Genomic DNA, 21913 nt, shown 5'->3' on the forward strand with positions numbered 1-21913 from the left:
ATCTTTCTTAAACCATGAAAAGACTTTTTCCCATTGCAATATGCCTCGCACTACTCGCTTTCGTAGGTCAGGCGCAGGAGATTTTGAAAGAAATGCCCAAAGGTTACGACACAGCGCAGGCGGGTGTTGCAGCAGGGAAGATTGATTCGGTCCAGTATGATTCTAAAACCGTTGGGAACAAGCGTAAGGCGCTGGTTTATACGCCTCCCGGTTTCAATAAAAAGAAAAAATATCCTGTCCTTTATCTGCTGCATGGCATTGGCGGGGACGAAAAGGAGTGGCTGAAAGGCGGCAATCCGCAGCTGATCCTGGATAATTTGTATGCCGAAAAGAAAATAGAACCGATGATCGTGGTTATGCCGAATGGCCGGGCCATGAAAGACGATAGGGCGACGGGCAACATTATGGCGCCTGATAAGGTGGCCGCTTTCGCTACATTTGAACAAGATCTGCTCAAAGATCTGATCCCTTTTGTGGAAAGTAAATATCCGGTTTTAAAAGACCGTGAGCACCGTGCGATTGCTGGACTTTCGATGGGCGGCGGGCAGTCGCTGAACTTTGGTTTGGGAAATCTGGACCAATTTGCTTGGGTAGGCGGGTTTTCTTCCGCTCCCAATACGAAAGCGCCTGCTGAGCTAATGCCGAATCCGGAGGATGCCAAAAAGAAATTGAAACTGCTTTTCCTTTCGTGCGGCGACGAGGATAGGCTGATTACATTCAGCAAACGCACGCATGATTATTTGTTTGAAAACAATGTCCCGCACGTCTTTTACATTGAACCCGGCGTGCATGATTTCAAGGTTTGGAAAAATGGTTTGTACATGTTTTCGCAGTTTTTATTCAAACCGGTCGATGTTCCTTCATTGACGAAATACACCATTCTGGGATCACCTGCGGCAACCAACATCCGCAATGTAAAATATCCGCAGATCCTGCCGGATAATCGGGTTGTGTTCCGCACCAAAGCGCCCAATGCACAAAAAGTGCAGATCGATCTGGGTAAAAAGTATGATATGGTAAAGGACACGGCGGGCATATGGTCGGTAACAACGGACTCCATTGGCGAAGGCTTTCATTATTATTCGCTGCTGATCGACGGTGTTGCATTAGCGGATCCTGCCAGTGAATCCTTTTATGGCATGGGACGCATGGCGAGCGGCATTGAAATCCCTTTCCGAAACGGAGGCTATTATGCCATGAAGGACGTGCCGCACGGGGATATCCGTGTCAATAAATACTTGTCCAAAGCCAGCAATTCCTGGCGCGAAATGTATGTGTACACGCCTCCCGGCTACGACCAATCCACTGAAAAATATCCGGTTCTTTACCTGTTGCACGGCGGCGGCGAAGATCAGCGGGGCTGGGCCACGCAAGGGAAAACCAATTTGATCCTCGATAACCTCATTGCGGAAGGAAAAGCCAAGCCTATGATCGTAGTAATGATGGATGGAAACCTTGGCAGTCCGATGGGGCCGGGCAGCATGACCACTGCGGGTGACGGATTCCTCAAACTTTTTGAGAATGAATTGAAACAAGGCGCTGTCCCATTCGTCGAAAGCACTTTCCGCGTACAAGCTGACGCAGCTCACCGTGCACTGGCTGGCTTGTCGATGGGGGGCATACAAACGTTATATGCAGGTGTCAAAAACACCGATATGTTTTCGTCCCTGGGCGTTTTCAGTTCCGGCTGGTTTGCCAATAACGACGCATTATCCGGTCCGCATTATGCATTTGCCAAAGACAATGTGCAGGCGATCAACGGCAATCTGAAAAACTTCTGGATCTCCATGGGCGGCGAGCAGGATATTGCTTACAAAAACTGCAAAATCATGCTCTCTAAATATGACGAACTCGGCATCAAATACCAGTATAGCGAATATCCCGGCGGTCACACCTGGCCAGTCTGGCGCCACGATCTGCATGGGTTTTCGCAGGTGTTGTTTAAGTAAAAAGTCATTGGGTTAAAAGGTCATTAGGTCAAAAGGTCATTAGGTCATTGGTTGTTTAAACATTCACTCATTCACTCATTCACTCATTCAAAATTCATCAACATGCCCATTCACTCATCATCAATCTGGTTAAAAACACTCGCCATCTCCACGGCATTGTTTTCATCCCAAAGTCTTCTGGCTCAGAAGTCGCTCAAAGAAGCCTACAAGGATTATTTCCCAATCGGAGTGGCCGTTTCGCCGAGAAGCGTAGCCGGGCCGGAAGCGGAGCTGATCAAGCAGCAGTTCAATAGCATTACACCTGAAAACGCGATGAAAATGGGACCGATCCATCCCGAAAAGGATCGCTACAACTGGAAAGATGTGGATGCAATTGTTGCATTTGGAGAAACAAACGGCATTAAGGTGCGCGGCCATACGCTTTGCTGGCATAACCAGACGCCCAAATGGTTCTTCACGGATTCAACCGGCGCGCAAGTTTCTCGTGATGAACTGTTATCGCGTTTGAAACAGCACATTACTGATGTGATGACGCACTACAAAGGCAAGATTTACGCCTGGGACGTTGTCAACGAAGCCGTTCCGGACACTGGAAAAGGCATTTACCGCGAATCCAAATTTTACCAGATCATAGGTGAAGATTACATTCAAAAAGCATTCGAATATGCGCATGCCGCAGATCCGGACGCCAAGCTTTTTTACAATGATTATAACACGGAAAGCACTGTAAAAAGGGAGAAAATTTATCAGTTGGTCAAAAAATTAAAGGAGAAAAATGTCCCGATCCACGGGGTAGGGTTGCAGGCGCATTGGTCTATTTTCGAACCGACCCAGGCGGAGTTGGAAAAGTCAATCACACAGTTTGCCAGCCTGGGACTGGCTGTCCAGATCACGGAGCTGGATGTTTCGGTTCATCCCAAAGAGCATGAACGCAGACAAAGAAAAGCAGGCGATGAAAACAGTGTTTTCACACCTGAAATGGAGCAGAAGCAAGCCGCCCATTATAAGATGATTTTCGACACGTTCCGCAAACACAAAGGCACCATAACAGGCGTCACCTTTTGGAATGTTTCAGATAAAACGACCTGGCTGGATAATTTCCCGGTTCCCGGCCGTAAAGATTATCCGTTGCTTTTTGATCAGAATTTCAAGCCTAAGAAGGCTTTCGAAGGTGTCGTGAATTTTTAAAAGCTTGATTCTATTACCCGTCCTGCTAATGCACATTGTGAAGTTTTTACTGTTACTGATCTTCATCTCCGGCCAAACATTTGCTCAGATCCGGCTGCCCAAGCTGATCTCGGATAACATGGTTTTGCAGCGCGACCAGCCGGTCACGGTTTGGGGCTGGGCCACGCCGAAGGAAAAGGTGACGGTAACATTCAAAAACAAGAGTCAGAGCGCGGTGACTGGCGCGGATGGCACATGGAAAATCCAGCTACCTGCACAGCCTGCCGGGACAGGTCTTGAAATGATCTTCAAGGGCAAAAACCGGCTAACCGTTAAGAATATCGCTTTCGGTGACGTGTGGCTTTGCAACGGACAGAGCAATATGGTGATCAACATGGAGCGCGTGAAAGAACGTTATCCCGATGACATCGCGACTGCCAATTATCCCGATATCCGTAACTTTTTTATCCCCACATTAACCGATCTCAACGGTCCGCAGCAGGATTTTCCAAATGCCGAATGGAAGTCGGCAAATCCCAAAGACGTGCTTGGCATTGGAGCAGTTTCGTACTTTTTCGCAAGGGACCTTTACGACCAATACAAAGTGCCGATTGGCATCATCAACAGCTCGGTAGGAGGCACGCCGATTGAAGCGTGGATCAGTGAAGGAGGTTATAAGGACTTTGCTGACATTCAAAAGGTTATCATTCAAAACAAAGACACTTCCTATGTAAAAGCAAGGAAGCTGGAAGACATTAAAAATGCGCCTCCGAAACAGCAGTCAACCGATCTGGGACTAACCGAACATTGGGAAAGCGATTCCTACCCGCCCAAAGGCTGGCGGAACTTCAACATTCCTGGTTATTGGGAAGATCAGGGGCTGAAAGATCTGAATGGTGTGGTGTGGTTTCGCAGGGAATTTGAAGTGCCCGAAAGCTGGATCGGCAAGCCGGTAAAGTTGTATATGGGACGCATTGTGGATGCGGATGAAATGTTTGTCAACGGAAAAAGCATTGGCAGGGTAACTTACCAGTATCCGCCCCGGCGTTATGAAATTCCGGCAGGTTTGTTGAAGGCGGGCAAAAATACATTTGTGATCCGGGTGACGAATTCGATGGGAAAGGGCGGTTTTGTGCCGGATAAGCCTTATTTCATGACGGCCAATGATCAGCAGGTTGATCTGAAAGGAACGTGGCAATATAAGGTCGGACAGGTTTTTGAAAGGGCGAAAATGGCAGATCGTAAGCAAACTCCGTTTGTCGCGCAAAACCAGCCTACCGCACTTTACAATGCGATGATCGCACCGGTGCTGGCCATGAAATTGAAAGGTTTCATTTGGTATCAAGGGGAGACGAATGTTGGAGATCCCGAACCATACAATGCCCTTTTACGCGCACTGATCAACGACCGGCGCAGACTTTGGAATGATCAGGATTTGCCATTTCTGGTCGTGCAGCTTCCTAATTTTGAAGACATTGATTTCACGCCGGCGGAAAGCAATATGGCATTGCTTCGCGAAGCGCAGAACAGAGCATTAACATTAAAAAACACGGCTGTAACAGTCACGCTCGATTTGGGAGAATGGAATGACATCCACCCGCTGAATAAGAAGGAAATCGGAAGAAGACTGGCGCTGTCTGCCAGAAATCTAGCCTATGGAAACAAAAATGTGGTTTACAGCGGCCCGACGATGAAATCGCAAAGCATTTCGGGCGATAAAATCATCCTAACTTTCGATCATGTTGCGGATGGGATTAAATCAGCCGATGCAGAACCATTGCGCTGGTTTGCCCTTGCGGGTGATGACAAGAAATTTGTTTGGGCCGATGCCAAAATCATTGGAAAAGATCAGATTGAACTGAGCAGCGAAAAGATAAAAACACCCAGATACATCCGCTATGCCTGGCAGGATAACCCGGAAGGAATCAACTTTTGCAATTCGGTAAATCTTCCGGCATCGCCATTCCGGACTGACGGCGAACAACTGGATGAAACCAAACCCTGGAAAGGGAAAAAATGTGCAGTCGTATTGACTTATGACGACGCCTTAAATGTCCATCTGGATAATGTTATTCCAGCGCTTGATTCGCTCAGTTTGAAGGGATCATTTTACCTGACCGCTTCCTCGGACGCTGCCCGTAACCGGATCAAAGACTGGCGTGCCGCCGCTGCTAATGGGCACGAACTGGGCAACCACACGCTTTACCACCCGTGCGACGCAACGCAATCTGGCATGAGCTGGGTCAAGCCGGAGTACGATCTCAGCAAATACAGCATGGGCCGGATCCAGGATGAGATCCGGATGTGCAATGCATTTTTGAAGTCGATCGATGGTCTTGATAAGCGCACATTCGCCTTCACTTGCGGACATAAAAAGGTGACGGAAGGGGAATTTATACAAACACTTTCTAACGAATTTATAGCTGCACGAGCTGTCAGGCACGAAATGCACGCATTTGAAGAACAGAAGCTGATGGATATTGACTGCTATTCGATGGTGGAACAATCAGGAAAGGAAATGATCGAGCTGGTAAAGCAGGCGCAGGAGAGCGGGAAGATGCTTGTTTTTCTGTTTCACGGCGTGGGCGGAGAGCATGCATTGAATGTTTCCAACCAGGCACACAGCGAGTTACTGCATTATCTGAAAGAAAATGAAAAAGAAATTTATGTGGATACCATGCGTAATGTCGCAGAGCATATTCAACTTTTGAAAAAATAATTTTAGTAAAACCCGACCATGATGAAAAGCCGTTTTATCACATTTCTTGGCTGCCTGTTGATTGGCTTCAAATTGTTCGCTGCTGATCCGTCGGGCGCCGAAGCGTCGGGCGCCGAAGCGTTAGCTTCTGATGGAGATGATGGATATCGGTTATGGCTTAAATATGAGGCGGTTAAGAACGCTTCTGTGAGATCGGAATATTCAAAATATGCAGCATTTATTGGTCAGCCGGTGGCGGGTGAAATTATGCAGAGTGCGACTCAGGAACTGCAAATGGGATTGGGTAAGCTGCTGGGTAAATCTGTGAATGTCACCGAATCGTTCGCCGGGAAATCGGGCGGAATAGCTTTCAAAATTGAAACAAATGCGGACACTACGCAGCGGGTGGAAGGTTATCAGATCCAATTGTCGGGGGGCAACATTATTGTAAGCTCCAAATCTCAGCAAGGCATTCTTTACGGAACATTTGCCCTATTGAGGCACATGCAGATGCAGCTTCCGATCAAGGGATTAAACCTTGCCAGCAGCCCGAAAGTGCGTTATCGGATGCTGAATCATTGGGATAACCCGGATGGGACCATTGAGCGGGGTTATGCAGGACAATCGCTTTGGAAATGGTACGAACTGCCTGAGCGTGTAGACCCGCGTTATGCGGATTATGCGCGGGCCAATGCGTCGCTGGGAATTAACGGAACGGTCCTGAACAATGTGAACGCCAGCGCCAGATTCATGTCTCAGGAATACATTGTGAAGGTTGCTGCGGTAGCCAATGTGATGCGTAAATATGGGATAAAAACTTACTTATCCGTTTATTTTGCTGCGCCAAAAACCTTAGGCGGGCTCAAAACCTCCGACCCGCTCGACCCGCAGGTGCGTGCCTGGTGGAAAGAAAAAGTCGCGCAGATCTATAAAGAGATTCCTGATTTCGGCGGATTTTTGGTAAAAGCAAATTCAGAAGGAGAGCCTGGGCCTCAGGATTATGGTCGCACGCATGCGGACGGTGCCAACATGCTGGCCGAAGCATTCCAACCTTATGAAGGGATCGTGGTCTGGCGGGCGTTTGTTTACAAAGCCGATCCCAATGCGGATCGCTTCAAAGCCGCTTACGAGGAATTTGTGCCGCTTGACGGCAAATTTGATCCGAAAGTGATCGTGCAGGTTAAGAATGGCCCGATTGATTTTCAGCCCCGCGAGCCGTTTTCTCCACTTTTTGGAAATATGCCAAAAACGCCCCTGGGGATGGAATTTCAGATCACCCAGGAATATCTGGGATTTGCCACCCACGCCGTTTACGAAGCACCTATTTTTAAAGAATGCCTGGATTCGGATACTTATGTAAATGGTGCTGGATCGACGGTCGCTAAGGTTGTCGATGGAAGTCTGCATAACTATTCGCGCACACTCATGGCAGGCGTGGCCAATACGGGTAACAGCCGGAACTGGACCGGACATCCGCTTGCGCAGGCCAACTGGTATGCATTCGGACGATTGAGCTGGGACCATCAGCTGAGTTCGGAGCAGATCGCGCGTGAATGGATTGCATTGACTTTGACCCAAAATCAAAAAGCAAGTGGGCACATTACTGCATTAATGTTGCGATCAAGAGAAATTTACGTCGATTATAACACGCCGATTGGCCTTTCCCGGCCATGGATGGGCGTTCACTTCGCACCCGAACCCTGGCAAAACAAGGGTTCACGGCCCGACTGGACTGCCGTATACTATCACCGCGCCGATTCTATCGGGCTTGGCTTTGACCGGACAGCTTCGGGAAGCAATGCACTGGCTCAGTATCGCCCGGAAGTGCAGCAACAATGGAACAATCCCGACCAGACACCTTTGCCTTATTTGCTCTGGTTCCACCATGTACGCTGGGACAAAAAACTAAATACAGGACGAACATTATGGGAGGAACTTTGCACCCGATTTTACACCGGCGCGGATTCCGTCCTGTGGATGCAGCAGCAATGGGACCTGGCCAAGCCGGGTCTTGATCCGCAAGTTTATGCTGATGTGGCAGACCGGTTGAAAGTTCAGCGGCGGGAGGCTATCTGGTGGCGCGATGCCTGGGTTTTGTACTTGCAAACATTTGCCAAACAACCTGTTCCCGCAGGTTTTGAACCGCCTAAGCAAACTTTGGAAGAGGTAAAAAAGTCTGTGAACGTGTACCTGATCAGGTAAATTGACCTCTGCTCAAAGAATAATAAATAATCGTAAAAAAATAATATTTTTATTAAGTGTAGCCTTGACAGATAATTAAAAGAGTTTATATTTGTATATAGGATCTATCTGGTGAAAAATTGGATAAATTCAGCGTTCCTTATTCCGCGTGCTGTTCTTTCTTTTGTTCCTTTCAGGGAAAATTTTGTGCTGTTTAACAAGTGTCATCTTAACATTTAAGTCGAATCTATGAAAAATCGATTACAAACTTTTCCCTGTTTCAAGGGTACATGGTTAAGCGGGTCTGTGATTTTGCTACTACTGTCTTTTCAGGTCGTATGGGCCGGAGGATTTGCAGATCAACAGGTTGCAGGTAAGGTTACTGCCGACAACGGCGAGGCTTTACCAGGAGTGAATGTTACTTTGAAAGGCAGTAGTGTAGGAACCACCACAGATACGAAAGGGGAGTTCTCACTCAGCGTGCCTTCACCAAGCAGCGTGCTGGTATTCAGCTTTATAGGTTATGCCAAGCAGGAAGTTGAGGTAGGTACCAAAACCCGGATAGATATCCGGCTTACCGCCGAAGACCAGGCTTTGGAAGAGATGGTGGTAATCGGATATGGATCCCAAAAGAAATCATCGCTAACCGGAGCGGTATCTTCGGTTTCACCCAAAGAACTGACTGCATTGCCGGTCGTAAGTGCCGAGCAGGCTTTACAGGGCCGGGTGCCCGGTGTTCGCGTGGTCAATAACGGTAGTCCGGGGCAAACGCCGGTTGTACGTATAAGGGGGATCGGTTCCATTAATTACGCTTCCGGGCCGCTCTATGTGATCGACGGAATTCCCGCAGGTGACCTGAATAACCTCGATCCGAAAGATATTGAATCGCTGGAAGTTTTAAAGGATGCAAGTTCCGCCGCGATCTACGGTTCAAGGGCTTCCAACGGGGTGATCATTATCACGACCAAAAAAGGGTCAAAAGACGGAAAGCTGCATGTAAACCTGGATACTTATGTAGGTACGCAATCGGCTTGGAAAAAGCTGGATGTGCTCAATACAGACCAATATATTCAATATGCGACGGCACTGTTGGGTAATGCAGGCATTGCAATGCCAGGCCGGTTGACAGATCTGAATCAGCCTATTTATGCGGGAGCGACGCAGACTTTTGCGCAAACCAATACCAACTGGCAGGACGTGATGTTCCGCAACGCGCCGATCCAGCAGCATCAGATCTCCGTTTCCGGCGGCAATGCTGTTTCCCGGTTTTTTACCTCTGCGGGCTATTTTGATCAGGAAGGAATATTGATAGGTACCAATTACAAACGCGCGAATGTGCGTCTCAATTCGGATCACCAGGTAGCTAAATTTCTGAATATCGGGCAGACTTTAACCGTATCTTATGACAGATCGCGCGGCGAACAGGGATTCGGAGGAGGCCGTACCGCGGTGATGCAAATGATCCGGAATCTGCCTTACTGGCCTGTTAATGACCCGACAAAACCCGGCGGTTACAGCTCGCCGACCGCTGCCGATGGAAGTGACCCCGACAATCCCGTCCGCATTGCATTGATGGACGTAACCCGCAACCAGCGCCTCAAATTGCTCGGCTCTATTTTTGCAGAAGTGCGATTGACCAGCTTTTTAAAATACCGGTTCAGTTTTGGTGCAGATATCGTTTCTGCGAACACGGTCAATCAGTTTCCTATTTATAATGATGGTTTTAAATCGCGTACACAATACGAGATCCAGGACAACCGCACGAGCTTTTTCTCTCCGGTGCTGACTAACCAGCTGACATTTGAAAAGAATTTTGGCAAACATTTACTGAATGTAACGGCGATCGTGGACAAGCAAACTTTCCGCACCAGTACACTGAACGGATCGGGATACCGCCCGAATAATGACATCGACGAATTGCAGGGCGCTTCCAATCCAAATGCTACGAGTACATTAGATGAAAGTTCGCTGCTCTCGTATGTGGGTCGTTTGAATTATGAATATGCAGGAAAATATCTGCTGAGCGGCTCCATTCGCCGCGACGGTTCTTCCCGTTTTGCACCGGGCAACAAATGGGGTACATTCCCGTCTCTTTCACTGGGCTGGCGTATCAGCGAGGAGGAATTCCTGAAATCAGTTCCGCAGATCTCCGAACTGAAAATCCGCGCGAGTTACGGACAAACCGGTTTTAATGGTATCGGTAGCTATGCCTGGCAGGCGCTTGTGTCGGCTGATAACAGTAATTATGTTTTTGGTGGAAATAAGGTGCTGGGTTCATATTTCAGTTCACTTGCTAATACGCAGCTGAAATGGGAAAGTACTACAATGACGAACCTTGGTGTAGACCTGGCTTTGTTCAATAACAGCGTCACGTTCACTGCGGAAACTTATCAGCGTAATACAGACGGACTATTGTTGCAGGTTCCGATCCCGAATTCGGTGGGCTATTCTACCTCTCCTTTGTCAAACATTGGAAGTATGAAAAACTGGGGTTATGAATTTCAGTTGGGTTACAGCAAGAACGACGGTGATTTTAAATGGAATGCTTCTGCAAACCTGGACATTACCAGAAACAAAGTGCTGAGCCTTGCGTCTGAAAGTGCGACACTTTTCTCAGGTGCTAATGCAGACTTTGGGGGCGGCGACATTACAAAAACCGAAGCAGGACATCCGATTCAGTCATTTTTTGGATATCAGGTTGATGGCATTTTCCAGAACGCGGGCGAGATCAATGCTGCCAATTCGCTGGATGGAGATGACAAAACCAAGTACCAGGACGCGGCTGCACCGGGGGATATCCGGTTCAAAGATCGGGATGGCGACGGCAAGATCACGCCTGCCGACCGGACTTATCTGGGCAGCTTCATTCCAAAGTTCAGCTACGGGGCGAATTTGGGAGGGAATTATAAAAACTTCGATTTTACATTGTATCTGCAAGGTGTTCAGGGTAATAAAATTTACAATGGAACGAAGGTGATCGAGCAGGGAATGCTGCGGTTATTCAATGCAGGAACGGAGGTTCTGAATGCATGGACACCAACCAACACGGATACCGATGTGCCAAGAGCGATCAGTGGCGACCCGAACAACAACAGTCGTACGAGTGATCGTTTTGTGGAAAACGGCTCCTATATGCGGATCAAAAATATCAGCATCGGCTATGCAGTACCGACGAAAGTACTATCTGCATTGACAAATGAATTCATTACGAAAGCGAGGATTTACGTTTCCGCAACGAACCTGCTGACTTTCACAAAGTACTCAGGATTGGACCCTGAAATTGGGGTGAACGGATCTTCTACCGATACCGCAACACAGCTGATCAACGGGATCGATTACGGCATGTACCCGCAGCCGAGAACTTTGCAGGTAGGATTGAGCGTAGGATTTTGACATTGAAACTTTTAAAGGAATTGAAATGAAAAAGAGACTGATTATCCTATATGTTTTTCTATTTGGCATAGTGTTCGCCTGTAACGACGATGTCCTTGAAAAAACCAACCCAAACGGTGTGACCGTGGAAGGTTACTATAAAAACGGGGCTGAGCTGAACAGCGGCGTGACAAGTGTGTATTCCATGCTGAAATCGAACAACCTGGTAGCCCGGGAGTGGTTTTTCCTGCACGATCTTCGCAGCGACGATGTGGCGGCGGGTGGCGGCCAGCTCGAAACGCCGCGTAATCAATTGCTGCTCGGGACGCACGACGCTGTCAATTCGGTTTTAGGTACTGTGTGGCTTGCCTATTACCGGCTGATCCACCGAGCCAATGCAGTGGTGGACAACTCGGAAAAAGTGACGGACATTTCGGCCGCAGAAAAAGGCAGACTGCTGGGAGAAGCGCGTTTTTTGAGGGCTTATTCGTATTACGAGCTGGTTAGTATGTGGGGCGGGGTGCCACTTTACAAGAACTATGTACTGACTGTCGACGGTAGCTTGCCACGCGCTCCGGCGGAGGAAGTTTATGCCTACATCATCTCCGAATTGCAAGCGATCCAGGCGGACCTGCCGGCAACTTACGATGCGGCAAACCAGGGCAGGGCTACAAAAGGAGCAGCTCAGATGCTTTTAGCAAGGGTTTTTATGCAAAAAGGAGATTATGCCAGTGCGAAAACGGAGTTGCTGAAAGTTTACAATTCTAATGTATATGCGCTGGTTGATAACTATAATGACAACTTCCTGGAAGAAACAGAGTTTAATAAAGAGTCTATTTTTGAGGTAAATTTCTTCCCTTCCGGAGGTGTATACAACTGGGATGGTGATGGAAACGGCGCTACTGCCGGTACAGAAACGGTACGTACCCAGGAATATTCGGCAATAGGGTGGCGTAATGTGATCCCTTCGAATAGTTTGCTTTCAGAATTTGAAAAAACGACGAAAGGCGACGTAAAAACAGATCCTCGTTACGACGACTCTTTCTATTTCACAGGAGAGAAATATAACAAGGGCGCCAATACACTGACCGACGGCCAGCAAAATGGAAATGCATCGGTAGTGGACGGTGTGACGCAAAAAGTGAGCTGGCAAAAATATTCGCTCATGTATAAAATGAACGAATCTTTCCTGACGGGCGGTATTAACCAGCGCATCATGCGATTTGCCGAAACGATCCTGGCACTTGCAGAAGTGGAAAACGAACTGGGTAATACAGCCGAAGCCGTGAAATATCTGAATATGACCCGCGCGCGCAAAAGCGTAAGTATGCCGCCTTACCCGACAGCCAAATTCCCTGTTTCTAATAAAGACCAGGTGTTTGCAGCCATCGTCCACGAGAAACGTGTGGAGCACAGCGGTGAGCAGATCCGTAACAGGGATATTGTGAGATGGAGAAAATTGGCCAAGCAGAAAGCGGAACCATTGGCTTATTTCCAGGCTAACAAACATGAATTACTGCCTATTCCGCAGCAGGAAGTTGATAATAATGCGAAAATTGAGCCGGGAGATCAGAATCCTGGATATTAATGAAAGTAAGGTTGTTACCTTAACTTGTCCCCTTGAGCGGAGTTCGCCTGTCACCCTGAGCGCAGCCGAAGGGAGGACCGGGACGCCTTTGCGTCCTGCACCTCCCCTTCGGCTACGCTCAGGGTGACAAAGTAAGTTACCATTTAAGTTGTTATGCAAAAACGTTTCCTAGCAAGCTACATCTTCCTCTTTCTCCTCATCTTCTCCTGCAAAAAGCAGCAGGAAGCCCTCTTTACCTCCCACAAATCTTCCGAAACCGGAATCAGGTTTTCCAATACATTAACTCCCAACGACTCTATTAATCCCTTCACATTTACTAATTTTTACAATGGCGGCGGAGTAGGGATTGGGGATGTGAACAATGATGGTAAGCCGGACATTTTCTTTGGAGGAAATCAGGTGAGCTGCCGGTTGTATCTGAGCAAAATTGATACACTATCTAAAAAATGGGCATTTGAAGATATTACGGAGGCCGCTGGCGTGAAAACGAATCGCTGGTGCACGGGAATTTCTATGGTGGATATTAATCAGGATGGATTGCTGGATATTTATGTTTCTGTCGCAAAACATATCAAGATGCCTGCCGCAGATACCGAAAATCTGCTTTTTGTAAATCAGGGTTCTGGGGAAGGTAAGGTGCCCGTTTTTAAGGAAATGGCCAAAGTTTATGGATTGAATGATGCTTCATTCACGGTTCAAACTGCCTTTTTTGATGTTGATCTCGACGGCGATCTGGATGCATTTATGATGAATTCCGCGCCCGATCTTCAAAACCCCAATTACCTCCGCAAGACTTACCACGACGGCTCGTATCCCAGTACCGGCAAGTTGTTTCGCAATGAAGGGACAGGTGAAAATGGTATTCCTGTTTTTACCAATATTTCAAAAGAAGCCGGTGTGAGATATGAGGGGCTTGGGCTTGGACTGGCCGTAAGTGACTTGAATAAAGACGGTTATCCAGATATTTACTGTTCAAACGACTTCATCAGCAGTGACATATTTTATCTGAATAGTGGTGCTAAAAATGCAGGAATGCCCGGCTTCAACAATGTGATCCGCGAAGCGACTGCGCATACGAGTCTGTACGGAATGGGGCTGGATATTGCTGATATTAATAACGACACTTACCCCGATATTTTCCAGCTGGATATGCTTCCGGAAGATAATTTCCGACAGAAGAAAATGCTTGCCGGCCAGGATTACGACCGCAAGGAAATGAGTATTTCGGACCAGTACGGTTACCAGTTGCAGTATATGCGCAATATGTTGCAGCTGCATCAGGGAGCTGCCGATCCGGGTGGCGTACCGATGTTTAGTGAGATTGGTTTGTTGTCCGGCATTGCCAAAACGGATTGGAGCTGGGCGCCGCTGATCGCAGATTTTGATAATGATGGACAGAAGGATATTTTCATCACAAACGGTTACCGCCGCGACGTAACAGATCGTGATTTTATTCAGTTTAAAGAAGATTTTTCAAATTTTGGCACCAATAATTTCAAGCAACAGAATGCATTGGAGCTGATCGAAAAAGTGCCAGAGGTGCAAATCGCCAATTACGCCTATAAAAACGCCGGTAACCTTACCTTTTCAAATACCTCCAAGGATTGGGGACTGGACGAACTTTCGTATTCCAATGGCGCTGCCTATGCAGATCTGGACGGAGACGGGGACCTCGATCTGGTGGTAAACAATATTGATTCAGGGCCATTTATATATCAAAACAACAGTCGCGAAAAAGGGACATCGAACTTTCTGACCGTTACATTTAAAGGTGAAAAGGGAAACCTGTCGGGAATCGGCAGCAAGGTTACGATCTGGACGGGCAAGACGAAGCAATATGCTGAGTTAAGTGTGGTAAGGGGGTTTCAGTCTTCGGTGGATCCGCTGCTGCATTTCGGGATTGGGAACGGAGCATTCATTGATAGTTTGGAAGTGGTGTGGCCGGGCGGAAAATCACAAAAGCTATTCAAGATTGCTGCGAATAAACGCTTGATCCTGAACCAGAAAGATGCATTATATTCCGAAAAACTTGCGCCAGCTAGGCCGAAGCCACAACCGTACTTTACCGACATTTCCAAAGAACTGAACACTGATTTTCAGCATATGGAAAGCAATTTTATAGATTTTAAACAAACTGCTACCATGCACAAAATGCTGTCCAGAAGCGGTTTTGCAATTGCGTCGGGCGATGTGAATGGAGATGGTTTGGAAGATATTTTTGCGGGTGGAAGTTACAGGGGAGGTAAGCCGACAATTTTTTTGCAAATGGCATCGGGCCGGTTCGAAAAGCGTGTTGTTTCCCACGATTCTTTACACGAAAATGCAGCTGCTGTGTTTCTGGACGTGGACAAGGATGGAGACCTCGATCTGCTGGTTTCGAACGGAGGAAACGAGCTTCCTGTCACGGAAACGGCTTTTTACGGCTTACAATTGTATCTGAATGATAGTAAGGGAAATTTTACGCCGGCCCCCCAAACTGCCTTTCCGGCGATTTCGGTGAGCAGTTCCTGCATGGTGACCAACGATTTTGACAAAGACGGCGACCTGGATATTTTCATAGGTGGTCGCAGTATTCCGGGGAAATATCCGCTTCCTGCGAGCAGTTATCTGCTGCGGAACGACTCAAAAAATGGCCAGCCGTATTTTACGGATATTACTTCCAAATTTTGTCCCGAACTCGCAAATATCGGCATGGTTTGCAGCGCATTATGGGCTGATATCAATCAGGATGGATTTGACGATCTTGTGCTTGCAGGCGAGTGGATGCCTATCCGGATTTTTGAAAACAAAAAGGGAAAATCACTGCAATCTCAAAAAGCAACAAACGGATTAAACCAGTTTACGGGCTGGTGGAACAGCCTGGCAGCCGGAGATTTCGACCACGATGGAGATATTGATTTTATCGCCGGAAATGAAGGTTTGAATACATTTTACCGCGCTTCGGAAAAAGAACCTATCAAAATTGTAGCAAAAGATTTCAACGGCGATGGGACTTTTGACCCGCTAATGGGCTATTTCATCCAGGGTAAGCGGTATCCGAGTGTTCCGCGCGATGCATTGAACCAGCAGGTCATCCAGTTTCGCCGCAAATTTCCGCATTACGCAGATTATGCACAGGTCACTTTTGACGATTTGCTTTCGGCCGATGAAATGAAAGATGCATATTCCGCAGAAGTGACTTATCTGCAAAGCGCTTACATTGAAAACACCGGTCAAGGGAATTTTGAAATACACGCATTACCCATCGAAGCCCAGAAATCGCCGGTTTTTGGGATTGTTACAGCTGATGTGAATGCGGACGGGTACGAAGATGTGATTTTGACGGGCAATTTTTATCCCAACGAAGTGAATATGGGCAGACAGGATGCGTCAACCGGGCTGCTTTTGCTGGGAAATGGAAATGGGCGATTCACAGCAACGGATTGTGCTAAAAGCGGATTGATAATTAAAGGCGATGCCAGGAACAGTATTTTTATAAAGGGCGCTGATCAGAAACGGCTGCTAGTCACTGCTATCAATTCAGGCACGATGCACGTCAGCAGGTTGAACGAGAATAAACCCAAATAAGTAGATTTAAATACCTTGTATGTTCAAAAGCAAGAGGGCGCTCCAGATCGTGATTGCTATTTTGGCAGCTGCCCCGCTGGTGTCCGGAATATTGGGATTAGCGGGTATCTACAATCCACTCTTTTCTGAGACGCTTCCGGCGGATTTGGTTTTGGATAGTAACCTGCGGTTCCTGAATGCTGTGTCTGTCGCAGTTGCAATAGCTTTCTATTGTATCCTACCGGTTATTGAAAAGGAGACTTTCGCGTGCAGGGTGATTTGCAGCGCAATATTATTGGGCGGGCTTGCCAGGTTAATATCGATCTATGAATTGGGTATACCGCCTTTTTTTATCAGCGCCTCGTTGATCCTGGAACTCCTTTCGCCAATCCTGATTATGTACTGGCAGCGGCGGATCGCTGTGCGGGTAATACGCGATAAGAATTGATTTTTTAATTTCAGACAAAAAAATAACCCCAACATTTCGCAGCCGGGGTTATTCTCAAACTTATACTTCGGATTAATTCGGATCGGAAGTACTTTTTTTATCTTTCCGTTTCTTCTTCGATTTGCTGTCCGACATATCAGACTTTGATGCGTTGCCTGAGCTCTCATTCAGGTTACTTTTTGTCGCATCCGTTTCGTTGGCAGGGACCGGGCTGCCTGTGGTACCTGTTGCCTGCGGCCATGCGGATGTTCCGTTTGCGCTGTTACCCTGGGTTTGGGTGCCGGAGGTATTGCTTGTTTTGTTACTGTTATTATCCGCGGCCCGGGTTTGCGACTGGGGTGTGATAGCACCTGTTGTACCTGTTGCCTGCGGCCACGCCGAAGTTCCACCCGCGCTGCTTCCCTGCGACTGAGTCGAGTTTCCGCTGGTTCCCTGCGTACCGTTACTTTCGGGAATTGCCGAGTTGGTATTGCCCTGACTCGCGGGCTGCTGTCCCGTAGGATTTATAGCGTTGTTGGTAGTCTTAGTATTCTGCGTTCCTGAGTTCGAATTATCCTGGGTTCCGCTGTTGCTCTGCGTCGCCGGAATATCCTGACTACCAGTGCGCTGTCCCGTAGGATTGATTGCATTGTTGGTAGTGCTGTTATTTTGTGATCCGGAAGTGGAGCTACCCTGCTGGGTTGTGGTATTTGATCCCTGTTTCGGCATATTTTGATTGGTGGTACTTTGTGCATAAAGCGTTCCGCCTGCAATAAGCATCAATGCGGCGATACCTGTTGTTATTTTTTTCATGGTATGGTTAATGTTGATGAATGTAGTTCATTTAGCAATTTCCGTTCCAGAACCGATTTCCTCAGGCGCGTTTCATTGTATGTATCAAACCAATTCCCCGCCTCACCTCACAGAGTTTCGCATAGCCGCAGAGCGGCTCCCTGTTTCTAGAAATAGGTTTCACATTTATTGCATAGCCCCGGCGGGGCTTCCTGTTTCTAGAAAGGCACCGGAGTTCATTGAAAGGCCCCAGCGGGACCTCCGCGAATTAGCCATCAATAAGGAACAGGAGGCCCCGCCGGGGCCAAATATTTATTATCAATTGTCTTTTCTAGAGACAGAGAGCTCCTCCGGAGCTCATGTATCGAACCAATTCCCCGCCTTACAACATTTGGCATTGCCGCAGAGCGGCTCCATGTTTCTAGGAATAGGTTTCACATTTATTGCATAGCCCCGGCGGGGCTTCCTGTTTCTAGAAAGGCACCGGAGTTCATTGAAAGGCCCCAGCAGGACCTCCGCGAATTAGCAATCAATAAGGGACAGGAGGCCCCGCCGGGGCCAAATAATTACTATCGATTGTTTTTCCTAGAAACAGACAGCTCCTCCGGAGCTCATTTATCAAATCAATTCCCCGCCCAACCTCACAGAGTTTCGCATCGCCGCAGAGCGGCTCCCTGTTTCTAGAAATAGGTTTCACATTTATTGCACAGCCGCAGAGCGGCTCCCTGTTTCTAGAAAGGCACCGGAGTTCATTGAAAGGTCCCAGCGGGGCTTCCTGTGAATTGCAATCAATAAGGGACAGGAGGCCCCGCCGGGGCCAAATATTTACTATCGATTGTCTTTTCTAGAAACAGACAGCTCCTCCGGAGCTCATTTATCAAATCAATTCCCCGCCCAACCTCACAGAGTTTCGCATAGCCGCAGAGCGGCTCCCTGTTTCTAGAAATAGGTTTCACACATTTATTGCATAGCCCCAGCGGGGCTTCCTGTTTCTAGAAAGGCACCGGAGTTCATTGGTAAGGCCCCAGCGGGGCCCCTGTGAATTGCAATCAATAAGGAACAGGAGGCCCCGCCGGGGCCAAATAATTACTATCGATTGTCTTTTCTAGAAACAGACAGCTCCTCCGGAGCTCATTCATCAAATCAATTCCCCGCCTAACCTCACAGAGTTTCGCATCGCCGCAGAGCGGCTCCCTGTTTCTAGAAACAGGTTTCACATTTATTGCATAGCCCCGGCGGGGTTCCTGTTCTAGAAAGGCACCGGAGTTCATTGAAAGGCCCCAGCGGGACCTCCGCGAATTAGCAATCAATAAGGGACAGGAGGCCCCGCCGGGGCCAAATATTTACTATCGATTGTCTTTTCTAGAAATAGAGAGCTCCTCCGGAGCTCATGTATCAAACCAATTCCCCTCCTCATCTAACAGAGTTCCGCATAGCCGCAGAGCGGCTCCCTGTTTCTAGAAATAGGTTTCACATTTATTGCATAGCCCCGGCGGGGCTTCCTGTTCTAGAAAGGCACCGGAGTTCATTGAAAGGCCCTAGCAGGACCTCCGCGAATTAGCAATCAATAAGGAACAGGAGGCCCCGCCGGGGCCAAATATTTACTATCGATTGTTTTTTCTAGAAACAGGGAGCTCCTCCGGAGCTCATGTATCAAACCAATTCCCCTCCTCATCTAACAGAGTTCCGCATAGCCGCAGAGCGGCTCCCTGTTTCTAGAAATAGGTTTAACACATTTATTGCATAGCCCCAGCGGGGCTTCCTGTTTCTAGAAAGGCACCGGAGTTCATTGAAAAGCCCCAGCGGGACCTCCGCGAATTAGCAATCAATAAGGAACAGGAGGCCCCGCCGGGGCCAAATAATTACTATCGATTGTTTTTCTAGAAACAGGGAGCTCCTCCGGAGCCTTAGAGTTTGCGGAATCCGCAATCAAAAGCTTCATTCCCCGGATATTTTACAAGCATTTGCATCATTGGGAGATATGTTGGGAACGGGTCGTGGCAGTTACAGAAATCTGAAAATGTATAATGTGAGCGAAATAATGACAATAATGCCCGTAACCCAAACCTTGTCCTTCCAGGGTCGGTGCCGTAGCACATATTTGATTCCGAAAGTCAAAATGACCGCAATAATGAACGTGATGGAATACTGGCTGAAAGTCGTTTCGGTTGTATTCAGCGTCTTAAAGAGAAGAGATCTGGCAATTGAGTCCAGGCTGAAATAGTTTAACATGGTAAGCCAGAAACCCCACTTCTGCTCTTGCTGCTGGGTATGATCCACGTATTTAATGGTTCAGTATCTTAAAATAAAATGAGCTTTTATGGGGAAAGGAATTCACCCGGGATACTTACTGACGGGTCCTATTTCTCGGCCATTACCGGTACAATAACCTCTTTTCCTTTTACACTAAAATTATAAACACCGGCTTTTTCATCCCATTCTTTTACTACCGGCACTATGCGCGTTCTGCGCGGGCTTACTTTGTCTGATGCGTTGTGAATGTGATATGCATAATACAATTGCTTGTCAATCCCTTCAAAAAGATCACCGTGTCCTGATCCGTTCTCACCAACTATCGAGCGATGGATAATAGGGTTACTTTTATTTTTCATCCACGGCCCGTATGGTGAATCGGCTACGGCATAGCCAATCGCATAATCGATGTTCTCAAAATGGTTGGCTGAATAAAACAGGTAATATTTATTTTTTAGTTTGATAACCGTCGGGCCCTCCATGATCGGCGCCGATTTATAATTTGGCGTTGCCTCCCAGGGTTCTGTCTGTTCAAAACATTTTTTCAGGGTTCCGGGCTTTACCTTCCCGGTTTTCATGTCAAACTCGGCTGCATATAAGTAATTACCTTTATCAAAACGCACACAATAGAGATAGTATTTACCATCGGTATCCTTGAAAATATAGGAGTCAATATTCTTCTCAGACCCATCAATAGGCCCGACTTCTTTTTGTCTGTACGGACCCAATAACGCCCTAGACTCAGCCAAAACGGTTTGTTCATCGGCCGTGTAAGTGAGGTAATAAGTGCCTTTATCTTTGAATATCTGCGGCGCCCAGAAACCCTTTGTGCCAAATGTATGGTCGCCTTTGGTCAGGATCATACCAAGCGAATCCTGCGATTTCGCAGGCACCGACCATGTTTTCAGGTCTTTTGATTCTAAAAATGCGAATCCCTGCGGCCCGGCGCCCCCGCCTTTGGACCCGGTGAGGTAGTACCTGCCTCCCTCCACATAAATGGTTACATCCGCAAAGAAAATCTCTTGATTCGACTGAGCCAGCGCCTGCAATGCAGAGAAAAGGAGAAGAGAATAGATAAGGATTGACTTCATTTTTCTTAAATAACCAGTGAAGTAGGCGCGATGCCAAATTTCTTTTTGAAGGAATGTGAAAAGTGCGACAGGCTTTCAAACCCCAGATCAAGATAAATAGCAGAGGGTTTTACATGTTTGGTTTCAATGAGGTGCCTGGCTTCGTTAAGCCGTTTGTCTTGCAGCCAGTGACGGGGCGGGGCACCGAACGTTTTCAAAAAATCGCGCTTGAATGCCGCCAGACTGCGACCGGTAAGCTGCGCGAACTTCTTGATCGGGACATTGAAATGAAAGTTATTGAGCATGAATTTTTCCAGGTCGATCTTACTGGGATCAGAAAAATCGAACAAAAAGTTGCGAAGCCCCGGAAGTGCAAGCAGTAGCAATTTAACCCCTTCCTTCACCTTTAATATACCCATTTCGTCGGTCATGGCCGCCCCGGAGTTTCGGGCGTACGGGACAATGGATTGAAAATATCCCCGCAGGAACTCGTTGGACGGAATCAGCAGATTGGGCGGACCGATATACTTCTGTTCCGCTTCCAGCTTTTCTTCCAGCGCAATCCTGCGCATCAGATCTTCCTGCAGGGATATTACGATTGTTTCATAGTGGCCTCCGCCGGCCGGATCGCCGGTCGCCGGGCCGCCGGCCGCCGGCGTTTTTGTGAGCGTACCGAGCTGGTTTCTGCCGACCAGCAGCATTTCACCCCCGTTCATTGAAATGGTTTGCACAGACGTTTCCAGCGTGAATTGGCCCGAAACCTGCAAAATAAGCGTATGGTGGTTCCAGAAACAGACCTTCTCCCGCCGTTCAGTAGAGAGGTAGGAATAAAAGATCACGCCGGGAAGGATTTCTGCTGGACTTTCCATT

General features: G+C 47.8%; 12 protein-coding genes. 8 read left to right on the forward strand and 4 right to left on the reverse strand.

Annotation, left to right across the window (positions count from 1 at the left end; all coding sequences use genetic code 11):
• Positions 1-14: 14 nt before the first annotated feature.
• The 8 genes from LZG94_RS05100 to LZG94_RS05135 all read left to right on the forward strand — a co-directional run bounded on the left by LZG94_RS05100 (position 15) and on the right by LZG94_RS05135 (position 16949).
• A complete protein-coding gene (locus tag LZG94_RS05100) occupies positions 15-1949 on the forward strand; it encodes an alpha/beta hydrolase-fold protein (protein WP_233790851.1) in 1935 nt (644 codons plus the stop codon).
• A 102-nt stretch (positions 1950-2051) separates the two neighbouring features.
• Entirely contained in the window at positions 2052-3137 is a 1086-nt protein-coding gene (locus LZG94_RS05105; RefSeq protein ID WP_233790852.1) for an endo-1,4-beta-xylanase, read from the forward strand.
• Positions 3138-3165: 28 nt separating this feature from the next.
• A complete protein-coding gene (locus LZG94_RS05110; protein WP_233790853.1) occupies positions 3166-5835 on the forward strand; it encodes a sialate O-acetylesterase in 2670 nt (889 codons plus the stop codon).
• 18 nt (positions 5836-5853) lie between these two features.
• Positions 5854-8016 (forward strand): alpha-glucuronidase family glycosyl hydrolase, encoded by a 2163-nt coding sequence (locus LZG94_RS05115; RefSeq protein WP_233790854.1) that lies wholly within the window; start codon positions 5854-5856, stop codon positions 8014-8016.
• Positions 8017-8244: 228 nt separating this feature from the next.
• Complete coding sequence (locus LZG94_RS05120; RefSeq protein ID WP_233790855.1) at positions 8245-11388, forward strand: TonB-dependent receptor; 3144 nt, start codon at positions 8245-8247, stop codon at positions 11386-11388.
• 25 nt (positions 11389-11413) lie between these two features.
• On the forward strand, positions 11414-12955 hold the full coding sequence (locus LZG94_RS05125; protein WP_233790856.1) for a RagB/SusD family nutrient uptake outer membrane protein: 1542 nt from the start codon (positions 11414-11416) through the stop codon (positions 12953-12955).
• A gap of 153 nt (positions 12956-13108) precedes the next feature.
• Positions 13109-16522, forward strand: a complete 3414-nt coding sequence (locus LZG94_RS05130) for a VCBS repeat-containing protein (RefSeq protein ID WP_233790857.1) — start codon at positions 13109-13111, stop codon at positions 16520-16522.
• 19 nt (positions 16523-16541) lie between these two features.
• Entirely contained in the window at positions 16542-16949 is a 408-nt protein-coding gene (locus tag LZG94_RS05135) for a DUF4345 domain-containing protein (RefSeq protein WP_233790858.1), read from the forward strand.
• A gap of 72 nt (positions 16950-17021) precedes the next feature.
• Here the strand turns inward: LZG94_RS05135 and LZG94_RS05140 are convergent, their stop codons facing one another.
• The 4 genes from LZG94_RS05140 to LZG94_RS05155 all read right to left on the reverse strand — a co-directional run bounded on the left by LZG94_RS05140 (position 17022) and on the right by LZG94_RS05155 (position 21912).
• The gene (locus LZG94_RS05140) at positions 17022-17741 is read right to left on the reverse strand and encodes a hypothetical protein (RefSeq protein WP_233790859.1); all 720 of its coding nucleotides are present in this window, start codon (positions 17739-17741) and stop codon (positions 17022-17024) included.
• 1983 nt (positions 17742-19724) lie between these two features.
• The gene (locus LZG94_RS05145) at positions 19725-20000 is read right to left on the reverse strand and encodes a hypothetical protein (protein WP_233790860.1); all 276 of its coding nucleotides are present in this window, start codon (positions 19998-20000) and stop codon (positions 19725-19727) included.
• A gap of 80 nt (positions 20001-20080) precedes the next feature.
• A complete protein-coding gene (locus LZG94_RS05150) occupies positions 20081-21064 on the reverse strand; it encodes a glycoside hydrolase family 43 protein (protein ID WP_233790861.1) in 984 nt (327 codons plus the stop codon).
• A gap of 5 nt (positions 21065-21069) precedes the next feature.
• Positions 21070-21912 (reverse strand): AraC family transcriptional regulator, encoded by an 843-nt coding sequence (locus LZG94_RS05155; RefSeq protein WP_233790862.1) that lies wholly within the window; start codon positions 21910-21912, stop codon positions 21070-21072.
• Position 21913: the final 1 nt, after the last annotated feature.

This window comes from Dyadobacter sp. CY343, from assembly GCF_021390335.1.
In the GTDB taxonomy this organism is placed as follows: Bacteria; Bacteroidota; Bacteroidia; order Cytophagales; family Spirosomataceae; genus Dyadobacter.